The organism is Mesorhizobium hawassense, from assembly GCF_003289945.1.
Lineage (GTDB): Bacteria > Pseudomonadota > Alphaproteobacteria > Rhizobiales > Rhizobiaceae > Mesorhizobium > Mesorhizobium hawassense.
Genome location: NZ_QMBP01000003.1, coordinates 254,661 through 274,070 on the forward strand (window position 1 = coordinate 254,661; position 19,410 = coordinate 274,070).

A 19,410-nucleotide genomic window follows, 5' to 3' on the forward strand; every position below is an offset into this window, starting at 1 on the left:
CCTTAAGTCCGACGGGAGACCTGCATCGGCAGGCCGCCCTGTGGCTGCGTTGTGAGCTTCTGCACGGGCCACGGCCGCGTTTCGGCCGTCGCGTCGAAGCGGAAGCGCGACAACAGGATCGCCAAAGCGATGATCGCCTCCTGCATGGCGAAGCTGGCGCCGATGCAGACGCGCGGCCCGGCGCCAAAGGGCAGATACTGGAAGCGGTCGATCCGGTCTCGGTTCTCCGGATGGAAACGCTCCGGCATGAAGGCGTCCGGCCGATCCCAAAGTTTTCTGTGGCGGTGCACGACCCAGGGCATCACCAGCACGGCGGCGTATTTCGGGATGTAAAGGCCGTTCCAGGTCTCCGGCTCGATCGGCTCGCGGTTGATCGAGGGCGCCGGCGGATAGAGCCGCAACGCCTCCTCGAAAGCGGCGCGGGTGAACGGCATGGCGTCCAGCCACTTCGTCGGATCGGGCTCGCGGGCCAGCACCGCGTCGATCTCCTGCTCGACCTTGTCGCGCTCCCAAGGCGCTTCCGCCAGGCAATAGATCGCCCAGCCCAGCGCCCGCGCGGTCGTTTCATGGCCGGCGCCGATGAAGGTGATGATGTTGTCCTCGACCTCGGCGCGGGTCAGCCCGTCCGGTCCCTCGGCGCGCAGCAGAAGCGTGAGAAAGTCCTGCGGCACGCCATCGGGATCGCGCTTCATCCGCTCTTCGCGCATCCTCACCGTGCCGGCGACGATGTTGCGGAAATAGGCCATGGTCTTGCGGCCGCGGATGCGGGTGAGCCTAGGCAGCCATTCCGGGGCGCGGAGAAGATCGAGCGGATCGACGCGGCCCATGGTCTCGAACAGGCGGTCGATTTCCTTGGCGAAGCTGCCCGGCTCGCCGGCGATCTCGCCGGAAAACAGCGTCTCGGCCAGGATGTCATAGGTGAGCAGCGTCATGTCGTGGGCGATGTCGGACATGCCACCCGCCTCGTAGCGGGTGACGAATTCCAGCGTGCGCTTCAGCATCGGCGCGGCGAAGCCGAAGATGTGGCGCGGCGTGAACACCGGCGCCATCGCCTTGCGCGAGCGCTTCCAGACCTCGCCCTCGGCGGTGAGAAGGCCGTCGCGCAGGATCGGGCGCAGGATCATCTGGCGCACCGTCGCCATCTTGTAGTTCTTGGCATTGTCGATCAGCACGTGGCGGATGAGGCCGGGATCGTTGGCGACGATCAGATGTCCACCAACACCATTCGCCGAGATCCAAGGCTCGTTATAGGTGTGCTCGCCCCACAATTCGAGCGGGTTGCGGTAGACGATGCGCATCATCTCCAGCGTCGAGGGCGGCTCAGTGCGCGGCTTCGGCGCCGGCGGCACGAAGGGGGCGGGCTTGGTGTCCATGAGGCATGCTCCGCTGACAGCGGCAAATGTAGTGCCCGATGAAGCCGGCGTCCATGAGAACGAGCGCCATACCCGGCTGCCGCGTCTCGCCGGAATGTGACCGGCGCCCGCAAATGCCTGCTTGTTGCCGGTGGGAGCATGCTTTAGTCACCAACGGATACCGTAAAGCTAGGAGGCCAAAGTGAAGCATCGTCTGGACATCATCATCGGCAGCACGCGGCCGGGACGCGCCGGGCCGATCTTCGGCGGATGGCTCGAGGGCTTCGCGCGCGAGCACGGCAAGTTCGAGCCGGTGCTGACCGACATCGCCGCGTTCAACCTGCCCATGCTCGACGAGCCGCATCATCCGCGCCTGCGCAAATACGAGAACGACCACACCAAGGCGTGGTCGCAGGCGATCGATGCCGCCGACGCCTTCGTGTTCGTGGCGCCCGAATACAATTACTTCGTGGCGCCGGCGATCGTGAACGCCATCGACTATCTGCTCCATGAATGGCGCTACAAGCCGGCGGCGATCTTCAGCTATGGCGGCGTGTCCGGGGGCCTGCGCGCGGCGCAGGCCTTGAAGCCGCTGCTCACCTCCGTCGGCGTCATGCCGATCCCGGAAGGCGTGGCGCTGCCCGCCTATGCGACGTTGCTCGACCAGAACCGTGCATACCACGCCAGCGAACAGGTGCGGGGCGGCGTAAAGACGATGCTCGACGAATTGTCCCGCTGGAGCGAGGCGCTGAAGACGCTGCGCGCCGCCGAATAGGCACCGGGAAGGCAATTGTCAGGCCGCGCTTGGGCGCGGCCTATGTGTCTCATCGACGCTTCCCGTCGACACGCCAGGAACCGTATTCGCGTCAGGCGCGGAAAGGCCTCGCCGCCAAGCCGGCAAAATGGCCGCAAACCTTGGAAAAGCAGCCGTTTGCGCCTATATCTAGGACATCAAAACGGCGCGATTCGCGGCCATTTTTCCGCGCCGGGCCAGTGACATCAATCAGACAGGTTTTCATGAGCGACCAGACCGAAAGCGCCAATGGCGCGGAAGCCGAGTACGGCGCCGATTCCATAAAGGTTTTGAAGGGGTTGGATGCCGTGCGCAAGCGGCCGGGCATGTATATCGGCGACACCGACGACGGCTCGGGCCTGCATCACATGGTCTATGAGGTGGTGGACAACGCCATCGACGAGGCGCTGGCCGGCCACGCCGACCTCGTTTCGGTGACGCTCAATCCCGACGGATCGGTCACCGTCATCGACAATGGCCGCGGCATTCCGACCGATATCCACCCCTCGGAGGGCGTGTCGGCGGCCGAAGTGATCATGACGCAGCTGCATGCCGGCGGCAAATTCGACCAGAATTCCTACAAGGTTTCCGGCGGCCTGCACGGCGTCGGCGTGTCGGTGGTCAACGCGCTTTCAGCCTGGCTGAAGCTCAAGATTCGCCGCAACGGCGAAATCTACGAAATGAGCTTCACGCATGGCAATGCCGATGCGCCGCTGAAGGTGACCGGCAGCTACGTTCAGGACAAGCAGCCCGGCACCAATGAGGGCCGCAGCGGCTCCGAGATCACCTTCTTCCCGTCGACCGAGACCTTCACCATGGTCGAGTTCGACTACAACACGCTGGAACACCGGCTGCGCGAGCTCGCCTTCCTCAATTCCGGCGTACGCATCATCCTGATCGACGCTCGCCATGCGGACGTCCTACGCCACGAGTTGCACTATGACGGCGGGCTGGAAGAGTTCGTCAAATATCTCGACCGGGTGAAGAAGCCGCTGATCGAGACGCCGATCGCCATCCGCGCCGAGCGCGACGGCATCACCGTCGAAGTGGCGATGTGGTGGAACGACAGCTACCACGAGAATGTGCTGGCCTTCACCAACAACATCCCGCAGCGCGACGGCGGCACGCATCTGGCCGGTTTCCGCGCGGCGCTGACCAGGCAGATCACCGGCTACGGCGAATCGTCCGGCCAGACCAAGAAGGAAAAGGTCTCGCTCACCGGCGACGACTGCCGCGAAGGGTTGACCGCCGTTCTCTCGGTCAAGGTGCCGGACCCGAAATTCTCCTCGCAGACCAAGGACAAGCTGGTCTCGTCCGAGGTGCGGCCGGTGGTGGAGAGCCTGGTCAACGAGGCGCTCGGCACCTGGCTGGAAGAGCATCCGAGCGAAGGCAGGGTGGTGGTCGAGAAGGTGATCCAGGCGGCCGCCGCCCGCGAAGCCGCGCGCAAGGCGCGCGACATCACGCGCAAGAGCACGCTCGGCGTCACCTCGCTGCCCGGCAAGCTTGCCGACTGCCAGGAGCGCGACCCGGCGAAGTCGGAAATCTTCATCGTCGAGGGTGACTCCGCCGGCGGCTCGGCCAAGGGCGGGCGCTCGCGGCAGAACCAGGCGATCCTGCCGCTGCGCGGCAAGATCCTGAACGTCGAGCGAGCGCGCTTCGACCGCATGCTCTCGTCCGACATGATCGGCACGCTGATCACCGCGCTCGGCACCTCGATCGGCAAGGACGAGTTCAACGCCGACAAGCTGCGCTACCACAAGATCATCCTGATGACGGACGCGGACGTCGACGGCGCCCACATCCGCACGCTGCTGCTCACCTTCTTCTTCCGGCAGATGCCGGAACTGATCGAGCGCGGCCATCTCTATATCGCCCAGCCGCCGCTCTACAAAGTGACGCGGGGAAAAAGCTCGCAATATCTCAAGGACGAAAGCGCCTATGAGGAATATCTGATCGAGTCGGGCCTCGACGAGGCTTCCCTGGCGCTTGCTTCCGGCGAAGTGCGGACCGGCCAGGATCTCCTCAGCTCGGTCAGCGACGCGCTGGCCGTGCGCCAGCTGATCAACGGGCTGCACACGCGTTACAACCGCAGCGTCGTCGAGCAGGCGGCAATCGCGGGCGCGCTCAACGCCGACGTGCTTGCCGATCTCGGCCGCGCCAACGCCATGGCCGAGCGTGTCGCCCAGCGGCTCGACATGATCGCCGAGGAAACCGAGCGCGGCTGGACCGGCCGGCTCTCGGCCTCCAATGACGGCTCCGGCGGCTATGTGTTCGAACGCACGGTGCGCGGCGTCAAGGATGTGGTGCAGCTCGATGCCGGGTTGATCGCTTCGGCAGACGCGCGTCAGCTCGACCGCTACGCCTCGCGCCTGACGGAAGTCTATGGCGAGCAGCCGACGCTCCGCCGCAAGGAGAGCTCGGAGCTGCTTTCGGGCCCGCTGGCGCTGCTCAATGCGGTGTTCGCTTCCGGCCGCAAGGGGCTCACCATGCAGCGCTACAAGGGCCTCGGCGAGATGAATGCCGAGCAGCTCTGGGAAACCACGCTCGACCCGAACGTTCGCTCGCTGCTGCAGGTCAAGGTCAATGACGCGACCGACGCCGACTCGCTGTTCTCGCGGCTGATGGGCGACGAAGTCGAGCCCCGGCGCGAGTTCATCCAGGACAACGCGCTGTCGGTCGCTAATCTGGATATCTGAGCGATCGTTCGAAGAAACTTACCAGCGCCGCGTTCAGGCGCTGGTGAAACGCCGCCCGGTCGAAGCCAGGCGCGTCGGCGCAGATCCTGGGAACGGCGGCGCGCATTTGAGCGCTGCATGGCGGCAGGAAGGCGTAGTGGCCCGCCAGGGGCTCGACATGGTACTCCGGCGGATGCGGCAACGCCGAACGGATGTGTCCTTCATACCAGGGGTCGGGTTGATGCCGGTCGTCGGCCGCGCGCCATAGCAGCACCGGGATCTGCACCGAAGCGAGATCGGCGCTGTCGAAGACGAAACCGAAGGCCGGCGCGGCGGCTGCGATGGCGCGGACACGCCGATCGGGCTTCCAGGCATCCGGCGGTGGCCGGGGCACTTGCGCAACTGAATGGATGCCCGCTTCCGCCAGGGCGGCGCAAAGATCGTGCTCGGGGTTTGCCGAGCAATATGGGTCGATCCTGTCGAGCTTGGGCACGCCCCCGGCCTCGACGAGCACGGTGAAGCCGCCATTCGAGAATCCGAAGGCGCCGATGCGCTGCTGATCGATTTCGGCATGACCCTGCCAGTCCTTCAGCATGAAATCGATCAGCCGGCTCAGCTGGGCGGGCCGGCGCCACAGCATCAGCACTTTGCTCTGATCGTCATGAGTATCGCCGGCCTGCCTGACCGCGGCGACTATGAAGCCGGCCTCCGCCAATGCGAGCGCCGTATCATAGTGGCCGGCGTAGGATCCGCCGCCGCCATGCGAGATCACGATAAGCGGCAGCGCATGGCCCTCGACCGGACCCGGACGGCACGACCCGCTGTTTGAAGTCCTCCAGGGGCACATCGTGCGGCTCGCCGGTTGTCGGATACCAGACACCGGCAACCAGCGGCGCTTCGCTGCCATTGGGAATATGGACGACTTCAAAGCCTACCGGGGAAGGATTCGCGGTATCCTTGGTCGCTACACTGGTTGCCGCCGCGCCGATCGGCGCAACATCCGCGGCCAGGCTCTTACCCCCGGTGAAAAACCCCGAGAGCACGATCAGGCCGATGGCTGCGGCTTTCCGCATCTCCGGGACTTCCCTTCAGGACGATTTGTCCTTCCAACCCGGCAGGGAAAAATGGCGCTTCCAAGGAATTGATGCGGGCAGCGGAAGCGGTTTTGCTGACGATTTGTTGAACTCCGCCGCCGGTGCCGTTCAAAAGCAAAAGCCCGGCGCGAAGCCGGGCTTTCTGGAATCCGATGGTTGGCTTCCGCGGAAGGTTGCGGGTAGGCTGACAACTTCTTGCAGAAGTTGCGGGCCGACAACTTTCCTGCAGAAGTTGCGGCTCAGTGATCCATGGCCTTGACGATTTCCTCGGTCATCTTCTTGGCGTCGCCGAGCAGCATCATGGTGCCGTCCTTGTAGAACAGCGTGTTGTCGATGCCGGCATAGCCGGAGCCGAGCGAGCGTTTGACGAACAGGCAGGTTCGGGCCTTGTCGACGTCGAGGATCGGCATGCCGTAGATCGGCGAGGCCTTGTCGTCGCGCGCTGACGGGTTGGTGACGTCATTGGCGCCGATGACATAGGCGACGTCGGCCTGCGCGAATTCGGAGTTGATGTCCTCCAGCTCGAACACTTCGTCGTAAGGGACGTTCGCTTCCGCCAAAAGGACGTTCATGTGGCCGGGCATGCGGCCGGCGACTGGGTGGATGGCGTATTTCACCTCGACGCCGTTGGCCTTGAGCTTGTCAGCCATTTCGCGGAGCGCGTGCTGCGCCTGGGCGACCGCCATGCCGTAGCCCGGCACGATGATGACCTTCTGCGCGTTCATCATCAGATAGGCCGCGTCGTCGGCCGAGCCCTGCTTGACGGTGCGCTCGATGCCGTCGTCCGCCGCCACGGCCGTCTCGCCGCCGAAGCCGCCGAGGATGACCGAGATGAAGGAGCGGTTCATGCCCTTGCACATGATGTAGGACAGGATCGCGCCGGACGAGCCGACCAGTGCGCCGGTGATGATCAGCGCCAGGTTGCCGAGGGTGAAGCCGAGTGCCGCCGCCGCCCAACCCGAATAGGAGTTCAGCATCGACACCACGACCGGCATGTCGGCGCCGCCGATCGGGATGATCAACAGCACGCCGAGCACCAGCGAGGCCAGCACGATCAGCCAGAAGACGAGCTTGGCTTCGGTGGTGACCAGAAGCACGATCAGCACCACAAGTGCTACGCCTAGCGCGATGTTGATGAGATGGCGGCCGCCGATCATGATCGGCTTGCCGGACATGCGACCGTCGAGCTTCAGGAAGGCGATGACCGAGCCGGTGAAGGTGATGGCGCCGATAGCCACGCCAAGGCTCATCTCGATCAGCGCTTCGGCGTGGATGTCGCCCGCCGTGCCGATCCTGAAGCTTTCCGGCGCGTACATGGCGGCGGCCGCGACCATGACGGCGGCAAAGCCGACGAGAGAGTGGAAGGCAGCGACCAGCTGCGGCATCGAGGTCATGGCGATACGGCGCGCGGTGACGGCGCCGATGCCGCCCCCGATCGCCAGCCCCAGCACGATCAGGCCGAAACGGCCCACCGAGGGCGCCAAAGGCAGAGCCAGCGCCAGGGTCGTGGCAATGGCGATCGCCATGCCGATCATGCCGAAGAGATTGCCCCGCCGGCTGGTGGTCGGGTGCGAGAGCCCGCGCAGCGCCAGGATGAACAGGATGCCGGAGACGAGGTAGAGGAAGGAGGCGAGATTGACGGTCACGTCACTTTTCCTTCTTCTTGTACATGGCGAGCATGCGCTGGGTGACCAGGAAGCCGCCGAAGATGTTGACCGAAACCAGCACCAGGGCGACGAAGCCGAAGCCGGCGGCAAGGCCCGAAGCCGAGATTCCGACGGCGAGCAACGCGCCGACGACGATGACCGAGGAGATGGCGTTGGTGACGGCCATCAGCGGCGTGTGCAGCGCCGGGGTCACCGACCACACGACATAATAGCCGACGAAGATCGCCAGCACGAAGATGGCGAACTGGAAGACGAAGGGATCGACGGCGCCGCCCGAGAGCGCGTGTGCCGCGTCACCGGCCGCTCCGGCACCCGGCGCGGTTGCCATGTTCTGCACCGCGAGCTTGACGGCGGCGGTCGCCTGATCGAGCTGGTCAAGGGCTTTCTGCAAGGCGTCCATCACGCGGTCCCTTCTGACTTGGACGAGGGCGACTTGGCTGCGGATTTGCCCGTAGCGGATTTCCTCGCCGGCTTCTTCTCGGTCGCGTCGGCGACCATGGTCTTGGCCGGGACGGCTGCCGGCTCGGTGCGCGGCTCTTCGGCCGCCTTGGCGAAGTTCGGATGCACCACCTTGCCACCGTCGGTCAGCATGGTCGCCTTGACCAGTTCGTCATCGCGCCTGATGGCAAGCTGCTTCGCCGCCTTGTCGACCATGGTTTCGAGGAAGGCATAGAGGTTCTTGGCGTAAAGCAGCGAGGCCGATGCCGCGACGCGGCCAGGCACATTGAGATGGCCGACGATCTTGACGCCGTTTTCCGTCGTCACGACCTTGCCGGGAACCGCGCCCTCGACATTGCCGCCGCGCTCGACCGCAAGGTCGATGATCACCGAACCCGGCTTCATCGAGGCGACCATGGCGGCCGAGACCAGCTTCGGCGCCGGACGTCCAGGGATCAGCGCCGTGGTGATGACGATATCCTGCTTGGCGATGTGCTCGGCGGTGAGCGCGGCCTGCTTGGCCTGGTATTCCTTCGACATTTCCTTGGCGTAGCCGCCGGCTGTCTCGGCCGCCTTGAATTCCTCGTCCTCGACGGCCAGGAACTTGGCGCCGAGCGACTGCACCTGTTCCTTCACCGCCGGGCGTACGTCGGTGGCGGTGACGACGGCGCCGAGGCGGCGCGCAGTGGCGATCGCCTGCAGGCCGGCGACACCGACGCCCATGATGAAGGTCTTGGCTGCCGGCACGGTGCCCGCCGCCGTCATCATCATCGGTAGCGCACGGTCATATTCGCCCGCCGCATCGATCACCGCCTGGTAGCCGGCGAGGTTGGCCTGCGAGGACAACACATCCATGACCTGCGCGCGCGTGATGCGCGGCATGAACTCCATAGAGAAAGCGGTGATGCCGGCCTTGGCCATCGCGGCCACGGCGGCATCATTGCCATAGGGATCCATGATGGCGATAACGGCAGCGCCCGGCTTGTAGCCCTTCAGCTCGGCATCCGTTGGCCGGCGCACTTTCAGGACGACGTCGGCCTTCCTGGCGTCGGCCGCCGTTCCGATCGTGCCGCCGGCGGTGGCGAAATCCTGGTCAGGGATGCGAGAGCCGAGGCCGGCGCCCTTTTCGACGATCACGTCGAAGCCGAGGCCGGCCAGACGCTTGACCGTCTCCGGCGAGGCCGCGACGCGCGGCTCGTTCGGGTCAATCTCACGAGGGATGAATATGATTTGTCCCACCGGATGATCCTTTCGGCTGGAACCTTGATTACGCAAGGCGTCGGCCGGGACGTCCGGCGACGTCGAGGGCAATGGGCTTGGGAAGTCTACCGCAGAATGAGAGCGCCTACGGCGTTAACCAGGATGAACACGATCAACGCCGAGAAGAAGCCGCCGACGAAGAAGCCGAAGGCCATCGCGATGAGGATGGCGGCACAGACCAGCGAGCCGTATTTGGCGAGGCCGAGAAAGCCCTTGTAGGTACGGTCATGCTCGGCATAGTCCATCTGCGCGCCAAGCTCGACAGGACCGGTCGGCGAGTGATCAGCCATGGAAGTACCCCTTCGAAAAAGCCTTTGAGGCACATAGCGAAAAGCCGAACCAAGAGCAATGGCGCTATTGCCGCACTGCCCGCGACAACAGCGTCAAAGGAAAATTGAAATTGGATGCCGTGCCTTCGCGCGTGCGGCCGGCGCAAGAATTCAGCTGGCGAGATGCGGGAACAGGCCAAGCAGGCCGACGACGATCAGGTAAAGCGCGACGATGTAGTTGAGGAGCCGCGGCACCACCAGGATCAGCACGCCGGCGATCAGCGAGATCAGCGGCGTCAGCGCAAACGAATGGATGGTCATGGAGCGGGTCCTTTCCTGCGACAGGCGCTATTCGCCGTCTTACTGGGCTGCGGACCTGATAACGGCCCAGCCAGCGAAAGGTTCGCCTCAGGCAGCGGCGCGATAATATTTCGCCGTCGGCACGATGGAGAGCGGCGTCAGCCGGTTGATCGCCGGATTACCGAACATCAGCCGTTGCTCCGTCGGCGTCGATTGGTAGAAGGGGAACCGTTCGAGCGTGCGGCGCATATTCTCGCCGGCCGGGATTTCGAACAGCGCGATCGGGGCGAGAACGCCCGGGAACTGCTTGGCCTCGCTCTTCTGCACGGCATTGAAGAACCGAGCATAGAAATGAGAATGCTCGACCTTGACCGGGGTCAACACCGAGTCCTGGCCAAAATAATTGGAGGCCACCATGGCGATCCGGAGTGTCAGGAAGGGCAGCACGCCGGGCGCCGGCGCGGCGTCGGGATCGGTCGCGAAGCGGGTTCCGTCGATGAAGGTTTCGCCACGGGCAAGTCGTTCGAGGAGGACTTCCGGATAGGCGTCGATCGACGGCGAGTATGGCTGCGCGGCGGAAATATAGTGAAAGCGCAATGTGCTGACCAATTCACCGTAGCAATAGACGCCGAACCGGTAGGAATTGGGCAGATTATCCCAGCGATCCTCGAACATCCCGCTGGCGATCGGGCCGCACATGCCGGATTTGAGATAGGATTGGTAGCGGAGCCGGTAGATCGCCTCGAGATCCTCGCCCCCGGTGATGAGGCGATATTCGACATGCTCCAGAAGCTGCATCATCGTACGATTGAGCAGGGAGTCAGCCTTTGAGCTGGCGCCAGCCGACGCACCCTTAGCCGCAGCTTCCATTATTGTCCGTCCTCGAATTCCGCCTATGAATAGGCTATTCGACTTGAAATGAGACACAAGCTGAAAATTCGCGATCGCTGATTTACCGCTTGTTAACCTTAATGGCCGTGCCTGCTGTAGGAGAAAGAAGCAAATTCCACCGTGGGCAGTTATCTGCCCCCACCTGAAATCCACCATCAAGATCGGTTTGGATTTAAAGCTTGGAAACGCGAGGCGTAGCGGGTTTAGACTATGCTTGAGCAGGCCGCGTTTCTTAAGAGCGCGCACCCGCCTGCCTTTAAACGCAATTCGACCGGAGAACCGGTCCATACTTTTCCTGGGATTGCTTAGCTGGCTGTCCGTTTGCCGGCGATACGCAGGTCCGCGGCGAAGGGCCATGTGACGCTCGACATCGTCTCGATGCCCGACGCGCTGAGCGCGGCGCCGAAGAGGAAGCCCTGCACGAAGTCCGGCTTGACCGAATGAACCAGCGTCTTCAGTTGCTCGAAGGTCTCGACGCCTTCGATGGTAACGGAGAGGCCCAGCGTCCGGGACAGGCTGACGATGCCCTTCAGAAGATCGAGCGACTGCCGGTTCTGGTTGACGTCGACCAGGAAGGAGCGGTCGATCTTGATCTTGTCGAGCGGCAGCTTGTGGAGATAGCTCAGACTGGAGTAACCGGTGCCGAAATCGTCAAGCGCGATGCGCACGCCAAGCGCCTTCAATTCCTCGATCGACTCGCGCGTCAGCGACTTGTCGTCGAGCAAGGCGGTCTCGGTGACCTCGATTTCGAGCCGGTGCGCCGCCAGGCCCGACTTGGCCAACGCGTCCCTGACCTTCTGGACGATGTCGCGGCTGCGGAAGTCCTTGGCCGAGAGGTTGACCGACACGCTGGTCTGGGCCGGCCATTTGGAGCATTCGGCGCAGGCTGCCTCGAGCACGAACGTGCTGATGTCGGAAACGATGCCCATCTCCTCGGCGAGCGGGATGAAGACGCTTGGCGAGACCGGGCCGAGATCGGGGTGGTCCCAACGGCAGAGTGCCTCGCAACTGGCGATGCGCATGGTGTCGACGGCCACGATCGGCTGATAGACGACGCGCAATTCCCTGGCCTGCACGGCATTGCGAAGATCGGCCTTCATCAGCTGGCGATTGCGGAAGGCGGCATCCATGGCTGCCTCGAACAGCCGCCAGCTGTTCTTGCCGAGCTCCTTGGCCTTGTAGAGGGCAAGGTCGGCCTTGACGATCATGGCGTCCGCGTCGGTATCCTTGACCCTGGAGAGCACCGCGCCACCGCTGGCCTGGATGCGCAGCCCGTGGCCGGCGACGTCCACCTCGCCCTGCAGGTCCGCGAAAATCTCGTCGAGCAGGGTGCTGAGATGGCTCTCGTCCTCGACCCGGTCGAAGAAGACCATGAACTCGTCGCCGCCGAAGCGGCTGACGGTGATGCCCGGTCCGGCGATCGCGGCGAGACGCTCGGCCACTGCATAGATCAGTCCGTCGCCGACCGGATGTCCAAGCGTGTCGTTGACGCTCTTGAAGTCGTCGAGATCGAGCACCGCGAGGCCGCAGAGCCGCTCCTGGTCGCCGGAGGCCATGGCCTCGCCGACCAGCTCGTGGAAATAGGCGCGGTTCGGCAGGCCGGTCAGATTGTCGTAGCGCGCCATGAAGCGGATCTTCTCCTCCGCCTCGACGCGAGCCGTCACGTCCTCGAAGGTGATGACGCCCAATTCCTGGCTGCCTTCACGGGCGGAGAATTCGTAGTGCTGGCCATTGGCGAGTGAGACCAGAACCTTGCGGTCGCGGCCTTCGCGCAGCGCGCGCGTCAGCTGCGCCTCGATGTAGCGGCAGTCTTTCGGCGCCAGCATGCCGCCGGCGACGCCGCGCATCAGAAGGCCGTGGATCGAGCGTCCGAGCAACGCATCGCCCGATTTCAGCGACATCAGGCGGGCGGCTTCGGCATTGGCCACCGCGACGCGCCCGTCGGGGCCGAGCATGACCAGGCCATGCGACATGGTGTTGAGCGCGCGGTCGAACCGGCGCGTCAGGTTCCTGGCCTGCTTGTGGCCGATGACGGCGGAAAAGAGCACGTTGCGGACATGGTCGGCGCTGTTGATGGTGATGAAGGTCAGCGGGATGATCATCAGGCCGAGCAGGACCGAGGGGAAATCCATGCGCAGCAGGAGCCCCAGCGCCGCCGGACCGATGAAGGTCACGGAGAAAATCCGCACCATCTGCGGCGAGCCGTAGTTGCGGCCGACGACCGTGACCAGGGTCGCGATGGTCAGCGACGTCGCGGCCAGCTCGGCGAAAGGATCGGGATAAACATAGATCGATATGAAGCACAGCGAGCCGAGCCCGAGGCCCTGCAGGCTGCCCTTCAGGATGTAGTTGCGCTCCCACTGCCTCGCCTCTTCGACATTGGCTATGGTGCCGCCTGCCTTCAGGAAGCCGCGTATCCCCAAGTAACGGAAAAGGCTGATGGAGAGCAGAGCGAAAGAAAAAGCCAGAAACAGTGGGTTGTGCGTCCGCCAGTAGATCATGAATCCGAGGATCCAGTAGCAAACGCCACCGATCACCAGCATGTGGGCGTTGTCGAACAACGACCGCACAAACTGGATGTAAACATCCGCGGGGATGTTCTCGGTCTTTGTTCTACCCATGCCGTTGGCCCAACACTGCGCCTTGTCATGCCATACCGGCCTTAAGAAAGGCTTAGAACAGCATTAGACCCCGGTTGCGGAGGGTTGCGACAAGCGAGGCAGACCAGGAAATTGAGGGGTTTGATGCAAAATTGGCGCCGGCGTGGTCACTCCGCCGCGCGAAGCGCCGGCTCCGTTGGCGCCTGGGCCAAACGCTCGATCAATCGCTCGCGCTCGCCCGCCGCTTTCCCGGCGCTAGCCCGGCGGACATGGCCGTAGCCTCGGATGAGCGCCGGCACCGAAGCCAGCGCCGCCGCGGCCTCGACCCTTCCCGGCGCCAGCGCGCCGGCGATGAGATCGAGATCGGCCTCGTATTCTTTCAGCAACCGCCGCTCGATGCGCCGCTCGGCGGTGTAGCCAAACAGGTCGAAGGCGCTACCGCGCAGCCCCTTCAATGCCGCCAGCAGCCGAAAGCCCTTCATCATCCACGGGCCGAAGCTCGATTTCCTTGGGCTGCCGTCATTGCCGCGCCGGCCGAGGATCGGCGGCGCAAGATGGAATTCAAGCTTCTCGTAGCTCTGGAATTGCTTGGCGAGGTCGGCGGCGAAGGAGCCGTCGGTGTAGAGCCGCGCCACCTCATACTCGTCCTTGATCGCCATCAGCTTGAAGAGGTTTCTGGCGACGGCCTCGGTCACCGCGGTCGAGCCGGGCACGGCCTTGGCTTCAGCGGCGCGCAGCGTTGCCACGCGGTCGGCATAGCGCCTGGCGTAAGTAGCGTTCTGATAGGCGGTGAGGAACGCGGCGCGGCGGGCGATGACGTCGTCCAGCGTCTCGACCGGCTTCGACGCCGGCTTGCCGGTCTGGGCGACCAGGCCGCGCACGAAATCGGGCTGGTGCGCGGCACGGCGGCCCCAACGGAAAGCAGCGACATTCATCGCCACCGCTTCGCCGTTCAATTCTATCGCCTTTTCAACGGCTTCGGCCGAGAGCGGCAAGCCGCCATGCTGGAAGGCGAAGCCGAGCATGAACATGTTGGCGCCGAGCGAATTGCCGAACAAAGCGGTGGCCGTGCGGGTGGCATCGAAGAAGTGCGCGTTATCCTCACCGGCAGCGGCGCGGATCGCCTTCTTCAGCCGCTCGACCGGCAACGAGAAATCGGCGGAACGGGTGAATTCGCCAGGCATGATCTCGGCGGTGTTGGCGAGAAAGATCGTGTGGCCCTCGCGCACCGCGCCCAGCACCTTCTTGGCGCCGGAGACGACGAGGTCGCAGCCGAGCACGAGGTCGGCCTTGCCGGCCGAAACGCGAATGGCGTGGATGTCCTCCGGCGTCGGGGCGATGCGGACATGGGTGAAGACCGAGCCGCCCTTCTGGGCGAGGCCGGCCATGTCGATCATGCCGCAGCCCTTGCCTTCCAGATGCGCGGCCATGCCGAGCACGGCGCCGACGGTGACGACGCCGGTGCCGCCGACGCCGTCGATGATCGCCGCCCAGCCTTGGCCGCCCATGCGGAACTCGGCCGGCGCGGGCACGCCATCCAGCGGATCGGCCCTGCCGGCAATGCCTTCGGCCTTCCTGATCTTGCCGCCATGCACGGTGACGAAGGACGGGCAAAAGCCGTTGACGCAGGAGAAATCCTTATTGCAGCTCGACTGGTCGATACGGCGCTTGCGGCCGAATTCGGTCTCGACCGGCTGGATCGAGACGCAGTTCGACTGCACGCCGCAATCGCCGCAGCCTTCGCAGACCAACTCATTGATGAAGACGCGCTTGTCGGGATCGGGGAAGGTGCCACGCTTGCGGCGGCGACGCTTTTCGGCGGCGCAGGTCTGGTCGTAGATCAGCACCGAGACGCCCTTCACGTCACGCAATTCGCGCTGGACGAGATCGAGGTCGTCGCGGTGATGGATGGTGATGCCGGCCGGGAACTCGGCCTTGCCGGCATATTTGTCCGGCTCGTCGGTGACGACGGCGATGCGGTCGACGCCCTCGGCACGCACTTGTTTCGCGATCATGTCGACGGTCAGGCCGCCCTCATGCGGCTGGCCGCCGGTCATCGCCACCGCGTCATTGTAGAGGATCTTGTAGGTAATGTTGGCGTCGCTCGACAGCGCGAAGCGGATCGCCAGCACGCCGGAATGGTTGTAGGTGCCGTCGCCGAGATTCTGGAAGACATGGTCGCGCTTGGAGAACGGCGCCTGGCCGACCCATTGCGCTCCCTCGCCGCCCATGGCGGTGAAGCCAACGGTGTTCCTGTCCATCCACAGCGCCATGAAGTGGCAGCCGATGCCGGCGGCGGCCAGCGAGCCGTCCGGCACCTTGGTCGAGGAATTGTGCGGGCAGCCCGAGCAGAAGAAGGGCGTGCGCGAGCCGATGTCGAGCGTGTCGGCGAGCATCGCCTGGAACTGGCGCAGCTTCGCCACCCGCGCGGCGATCTCTTCGGAATGGCCTATGGTGCGCAGGATCCGTTCGCCGAGCGCGATGGCGATCTCGTTAGGATCGAGCGCGCCCTTGGCCGGAAACAGCCAGTCGCCGCGCTCGTCCTTCTTGCCGACGATCACCGGTTGCGTGGCGGTGCCGTAGAGGTTCTCGCGCAGCTGCACCTCGATCAGCGAGCGCTTTTCCTCGACGACGACGATGGTGTCGAGGCCGCGCGCGAACTCGGCGATGTGCTGGAAATCCAGCGGCCATGGGCAGCCGACCTTGAACAGGCGGATGCCGATGCGGTTGGCGGCCTGCTCGTCGATGCCGATATCCTCCAGCGCCTGGCGGACATCGAGATAGCTCTTGCCGATGGTGATGACGCCAAGCTTGGGATTGCGGCCGCCGGAGTAGACGATGCGGTTCAGCCCGTTGGCGTGGATGAAGGCCGAAGCGGCGGCACGCTTATACTCGTGCAGCCGCTCTTCCTGGCCGAGCATGTCGATCTCGTGGCGGATGTTCAGGCCGCCCGGCGGCATGTCGAACTCAGGGATGACGATGTTGAGCCGTTCGATCGAGGCGTCGACCGATGCGGACGATTCGATGTTGTCCTTGACGCATTTGATCGCCGCCCAGGTGCCGGCGAAACGCGACATGGCAAAGCCGTAGAGGCCGTAGTCGATGATCTCCTGGACGCCGGCCGGATTGAGGATCGGCACCATGGTGTCGACGAACAGGAACTCGGTGGCATGCGCATTGGTCGAGGATTCGGCCATGTGGTCGTCGCCCATCAGGGCCAGCACGCCGCCATGCTTCGACGAGCCGGCAAGATTGGCGTGGCGGAAGACGTCGCCGGAACGGTCGACGCCCGGCCCCTTGCCGTACCAGACCGAAAAGACGCCGTCATGCGTGCCCTCGCCCAGCAATTCGGTCTGCTGCGAGCCCCAGCAGGCGGTGGCGGCAAGCTCCTCGTTGAGGCCGGGCTGGAAGACGATGTCGGCCTGGGCGAGCTGCTTCTTGGCCCGCCAGAGCTGCATGTCGAGGCCGCCCAGCGGCGAGCCGCGATAGCCGGAGACGAAGCCCGCGGTGTTGAGACCGGCACGGCGGTCACGCTCGCGCTGCATCAAAAGCATGCGCACGACAGCCTGCGCGCCGGAAAGGAAGACGCGCTCCTTGCCAAGGTCGAACTTGTCGTCGAGCGCGACGTCGTGCAGCGTCATCAGGCATTTCCTCTGCGGCGGCGCTTACCAAAAAGCGGCCAACGTCGGAGTGGGACGCCGCAGTCTTTCTTCCCTTGCGGGAGAGGTCAAACAAAATCGCAGGTGCCAAATAACACGCAACAAACGGTCTGGCGAGTAGTTCGCCGCGCACGCAAGGTCATGCTAACCGCTTCGTGAAGAACAAAAATTTCGCGTTGAAACACGCATTTCAGGTCGCCTTCGAGCAATCGGGCTTCGCCTCGTCGGGCAGCTTGCCGTCGGGATGACCGGCGAGGTCGGGATTGAGCTCGTATTTCGGCCCAATCACCAGCGGCCGGTCCGGCAGCATGGTCTGGTCCTCGGACGAGGTCATGGTGGTATCGATGCTTTGCAGCAGCGTGCCGTTGGCATCCTGGATGCGGATCGAGACGGAATAGGGCTTGTCCTTGACCACGCAGGTGAGCGGCGGGCTGGTCAGCGTGATATGCGGCAGCTTCGGCCAGATCTTCTGGTTGACGATGAGCGGCTCGCCGCCGGCCGGGTTCTGGAAGCTCACCACCGCGACCTGGCCGTCGACCATCCGCCGCAGCGGCTTCAGCGTGATGACATAGGTGGCGATGGCTAGCCGGTAGTTGAACTCGAACAGCTTGCCGGAGATGGCGAAAAGCTGGTCCTTGCCGGTGTCGCGGCAGGCGCCGAGCGCGACCGCGGCGGTCAAAGCGGCGCCGACGACGATCGAACGGAAGAAACTGCTAGCCATTGGTTGCCTCCTTGCCCGCCGTGCGGCGGCGGTAGTAACGGTTTGCCTTCTGGCGGTTGCCGCAGACGGCCATGTCGCACCAGAGGCGGCTGGCGTTGCGGCTGCGGTCGACGAACAGCCAGCTGCAATTGGGACAGATTCTGAGTCGCGCCACCGTCTCGTCGCGCAGCAGCGACAGCGCCGACACGGCCAGAGCCGCCTCGAAGGCAATCGGCGTTTGCGGATCGCCGAAAGGCTGGCCCGGCGTCCCGATCTCGGTCGCGCTGCCGGACAGTCCGCCGGCGCAGGCCGTCAGGAAATCGGGCAGGTGGCTGGTCGCGACCGCGCCGTTCGACACGGCATGGCGAAACAGGCGGTCGGTCGCTTCGCGGATCGAGATGACGGCCGGCTTTATGCCGTTCGGCTCCTGCGCCTTCAGCCGCCGGCCGCCGAGCTCGGCGGCGCGGAAACCGCTCGCCGCTTCGGCGAAGCGGGCGATCTCGGCCGGATCGTCGAAGCGGTCAAACGTTTTTTCCGGATCGTTGCGCAGCACGACCGTGTTCGCCGTGTCGAGCGCAAGGATGCCGCCGGTGAAGCGGTGCGGGGTCCAGGAGACTGTCATGAGAGAAATCTAACCGATAAAACGCATTTGACAAGTTAGATTCCGAATGCAAGTTTTCGGGCGGGTCGGATTGTCCGGCCCGTGGGACACCGCATGCTCTATTTCTTCCAGCAGGTGCTGAACGGGCTGCATTCGGGCGCGCTCTATGCGCTGCTCGCCTTCGGCTATGTGCTGACCAACGGCATCCTGCACCGCACCAACCTTGCCTATGGCGCGCTGTTCGCCTTTTGCGGCCAGACGATGATCCTGACCGCCGCCTTCGGCTACCAGGCGCTATGGCTGACGCTGGCCGCGGCGGTGGCGCTCGGCGTGGCCGCCGCCGTGCTTTACGCCGCGCTGATCAGCCATGTCCTGTCGCGCAGCGTGTTCGAACGGCTGGCCGACCGTTCGCCCAACGCCATCGTGGTGACGACGCTCGGCATCCTGATCTTCCTGTCGGAGGCCAGCCGCATCGCCGCCGACACGCATGATTTGTGGCTGCCGCCGATGCTCGCCACCCCGATCATTTTCGCCGAGGGCGACGGCTTCAAGGTCACGCTCACCGTCATCCAGTTGCTCGACTGCGCGGTGGTCGTCGCGCTGGTGGCGCTGGCGGCCTGGCTGTTTTCCCACTCCAACTTCGGCCGTTCATGGCGCGCCGTCTCCGACGATCCGAAGGCGGCGGCGATGTGCGGCGTCGACGTCACCGCGGTGTTCCGCCGCGCCGTGCTGTTCGGCGGTTTCTGCGCGGCCCTGGCCGGCGTTCTGGCGGGTCTCTATTACGGCAATGTCAGCTTCGGCACCGGACTGGTCTACGGTCTCAAGATCCTGTTCGTGACGGCCGTCGGCGGCTATCTGTCGCCGCTCAAGGCAGCCCTTGGCGCCGCCGCCTTCGGCATGGCCGAATCGCTCTGGGCCGGCTACTTCCCGCTCGAATGGCGCGACGCCTGGATCTACCTCTTCCTCGTCGCCATGCTGGTGCTGATCGGCGCCGGGCGCGATCAGGCCAAGATCGCCTGAGCTTTCCCAGACTTTGGTTGCATGACGTATCGTCAAACGGTGGCGTTTCGGCGCTGTCTGGCGTGCCGACCTGTTCGGCGCGGCTTTGCCA

Annotated in this window: 16 protein-coding genes; 3 read left to right on the plus strand and 13 right to left on the minus strand. The window is 64.5% G+C overall.

All coding sequences use genetic code 11. The features are described from left to right. Positions 1–2 precede the first annotated feature (2 nt). On the minus strand, positions 3–1,373 hold the full coding sequence (locus tag DPM33_RS08535) for a cytochrome P450 (RefSeq protein ID WP_112096971.1): 1,371 nt from the start codon (positions 1,371–1,373) through the stop codon (positions 3–5). 181 nt (positions 1,374–1,554) lie between these two features. On the opposite strand from DPM33_RS08535, the gene DPM33_RS08540 reads away from it, so the two are divergent. Together DPM33_RS08540 and gyrB are read left to right on the plus strand one after the other, a co-directional pair. Further along, complete coding sequence (locus DPM33_RS08540) at positions 1,555–2,127, plus strand: NADPH-dependent FMN reductase (RefSeq protein ID WP_112096972.1); 573 nt, start codon at positions 1,555–1,557, stop codon at positions 2,125–2,127. A gap of 242 nt (positions 2,128–2,369) precedes the next feature. Beyond that, positions 2,370–4,841 (plus strand): DNA topoisomerase (ATP-hydrolyzing) subunit B, encoded by a 2,472-nt coding sequence (gyrB, locus tag DPM33_RS08545; RefSeq protein ID WP_112096973.1) that lies wholly within the window; start codon positions 2,370–2,372, stop codon positions 4,839–4,841. On the opposite strand, the gene DPM33_RS08550 is transcribed toward gyrB, so the two are convergent. The 12 genes from DPM33_RS08550 to DPM33_RS08600 form a co-directional block, all read right to left on the minus strand. Next, positions 4,825–5,592: an alpha/beta hydrolase family protein gene (locus DPM33_RS08550; RefSeq protein ID WP_245442052.1), complete on the minus strand. Its 768-nt coding sequence runs from the start codon at positions 5,590–5,592 to the stop codon at positions 4,825–4,827. The two genes, gyrB and DPM33_RS08550, sit on opposite strands and share 17 nt — an antisense overlap. After that, positions 5,549–5,893, minus strand: a complete 345-nt coding sequence (locus DPM33_RS36875) for a hypothetical protein (protein ID WP_245442053.1) — start codon at positions 5,891–5,893, stop codon at positions 5,549–5,551. Before DPM33_RS36875 ends, DPM33_RS08550 begins: the two co-directional genes overlap by 44 nt. 260 nt (positions 5,894–6,153) lie before the next feature. Next, entirely contained in the window at positions 6,154–7,560 is a 1,407-nt protein-coding gene (locus DPM33_RS08555) for an NAD(P)(+) transhydrogenase (Re/Si-specific) subunit beta (protein WP_112096974.1), read from the minus strand. 1 nt (position 7,561) lies between these two features. Further along, positions 7,562–7,981, minus strand: coding sequence for a proton-translocating transhydrogenase family protein (locus DPM33_RS08560; protein WP_112096975.1), 420 nt, complete (start codon positions 7,979–7,981; stop codon positions 7,562–7,564). Beyond that, a complete protein-coding gene (locus DPM33_RS08565) occupies positions 7,981–9,258 on the minus strand; it encodes a Re/Si-specific NAD(P)(+) transhydrogenase subunit alpha (protein ID WP_112096976.1) in 1,278 nt (425 codons plus the stop codon). The genes DPM33_RS08560 and DPM33_RS08565 overlap by 1 nt, the downstream gene beginning before the upstream one ends. Before the next feature lie 86 nt (positions 9,259–9,344). Continuing rightward, positions 9,345–9,569 (minus strand): aa3-type cytochrome c oxidase subunit IV, encoded by a 225-nt coding sequence (locus DPM33_RS08570; protein WP_112096977.1) that lies wholly within the window; start codon positions 9,567–9,569, stop codon positions 9,345–9,347. Between the two features lie 150 nt (positions 9,570–9,719). Beyond that, complete coding sequence (locus tag DPM33_RS08575) at positions 9,720–9,869, minus strand: DUF3096 domain-containing protein (RefSeq protein WP_112096978.1); 150 nt, start codon at positions 9,867–9,869, stop codon at positions 9,720–9,722. A gap of 87 nt (positions 9,870–9,956) precedes the next feature. Continuing rightward, complete coding sequence (locus DPM33_RS08580) at positions 9,957–10,718, minus strand: N-acyl amino acid synthase FeeM domain-containing protein (protein ID WP_112096979.1); 762 nt, start codon at positions 10,716–10,718, stop codon at positions 9,957–9,959. 326 nt (positions 10,719–11,044) lie between these two features. Further along, positions 11,045–13,360, minus strand: coding sequence for a putative bifunctional diguanylate cyclase/phosphodiesterase (locus DPM33_RS08585; protein ID WP_112096980.1), 2,316 nt, complete (start codon positions 13,358–13,360; stop codon positions 11,045–11,047). 146 nt (positions 13,361–13,506) lie between these two features. Then, on the minus strand, positions 13,507–16,980 hold the full coding sequence (locus DPM33_RS08590) for an indolepyruvate ferredoxin oxidoreductase family protein (protein ID WP_112096981.1): 3,474 nt from the start codon (positions 16,978–16,980) through the stop codon (positions 13,507–13,509). A 208-nt stretch (positions 16,981–17,188) separates the two neighbouring features. Then, positions 17,189–17,719: a hypothetical protein gene (locus DPM33_RS08595; protein ID WP_112096982.1), complete on the minus strand. Its 531-nt coding sequence runs from the start codon at positions 17,717–17,719 to the stop codon at positions 17,189–17,191. After that, positions 17,712–18,320: a CGNR zinc finger domain-containing protein gene (locus DPM33_RS08600; protein ID WP_112096983.1), complete on the minus strand. Its 609-nt coding sequence runs from the start codon at positions 18,318–18,320 to the stop codon at positions 17,712–17,714. Before DPM33_RS08600 ends, DPM33_RS08595 begins: the two co-directional genes overlap by 8 nt. Before the next feature lie 93 nt (positions 18,321–18,413). On the opposite strand from DPM33_RS08600, the gene DPM33_RS08605 reads away from it, so the two are divergent. Further along, positions 18,414–19,319 carry a branched-chain amino acid ABC transporter permease gene (locus tag DPM33_RS08605; RefSeq protein WP_112096984.1) on the plus strand — a complete coding sequence of 302 codons (906 nt, stop codon included), beginning with the start codon at positions 18,414–18,416 and terminating at the stop codon, positions 19,317–19,319. The last annotated feature ends 91 nt before the right edge of the window (positions 19,320–19,410 follow it).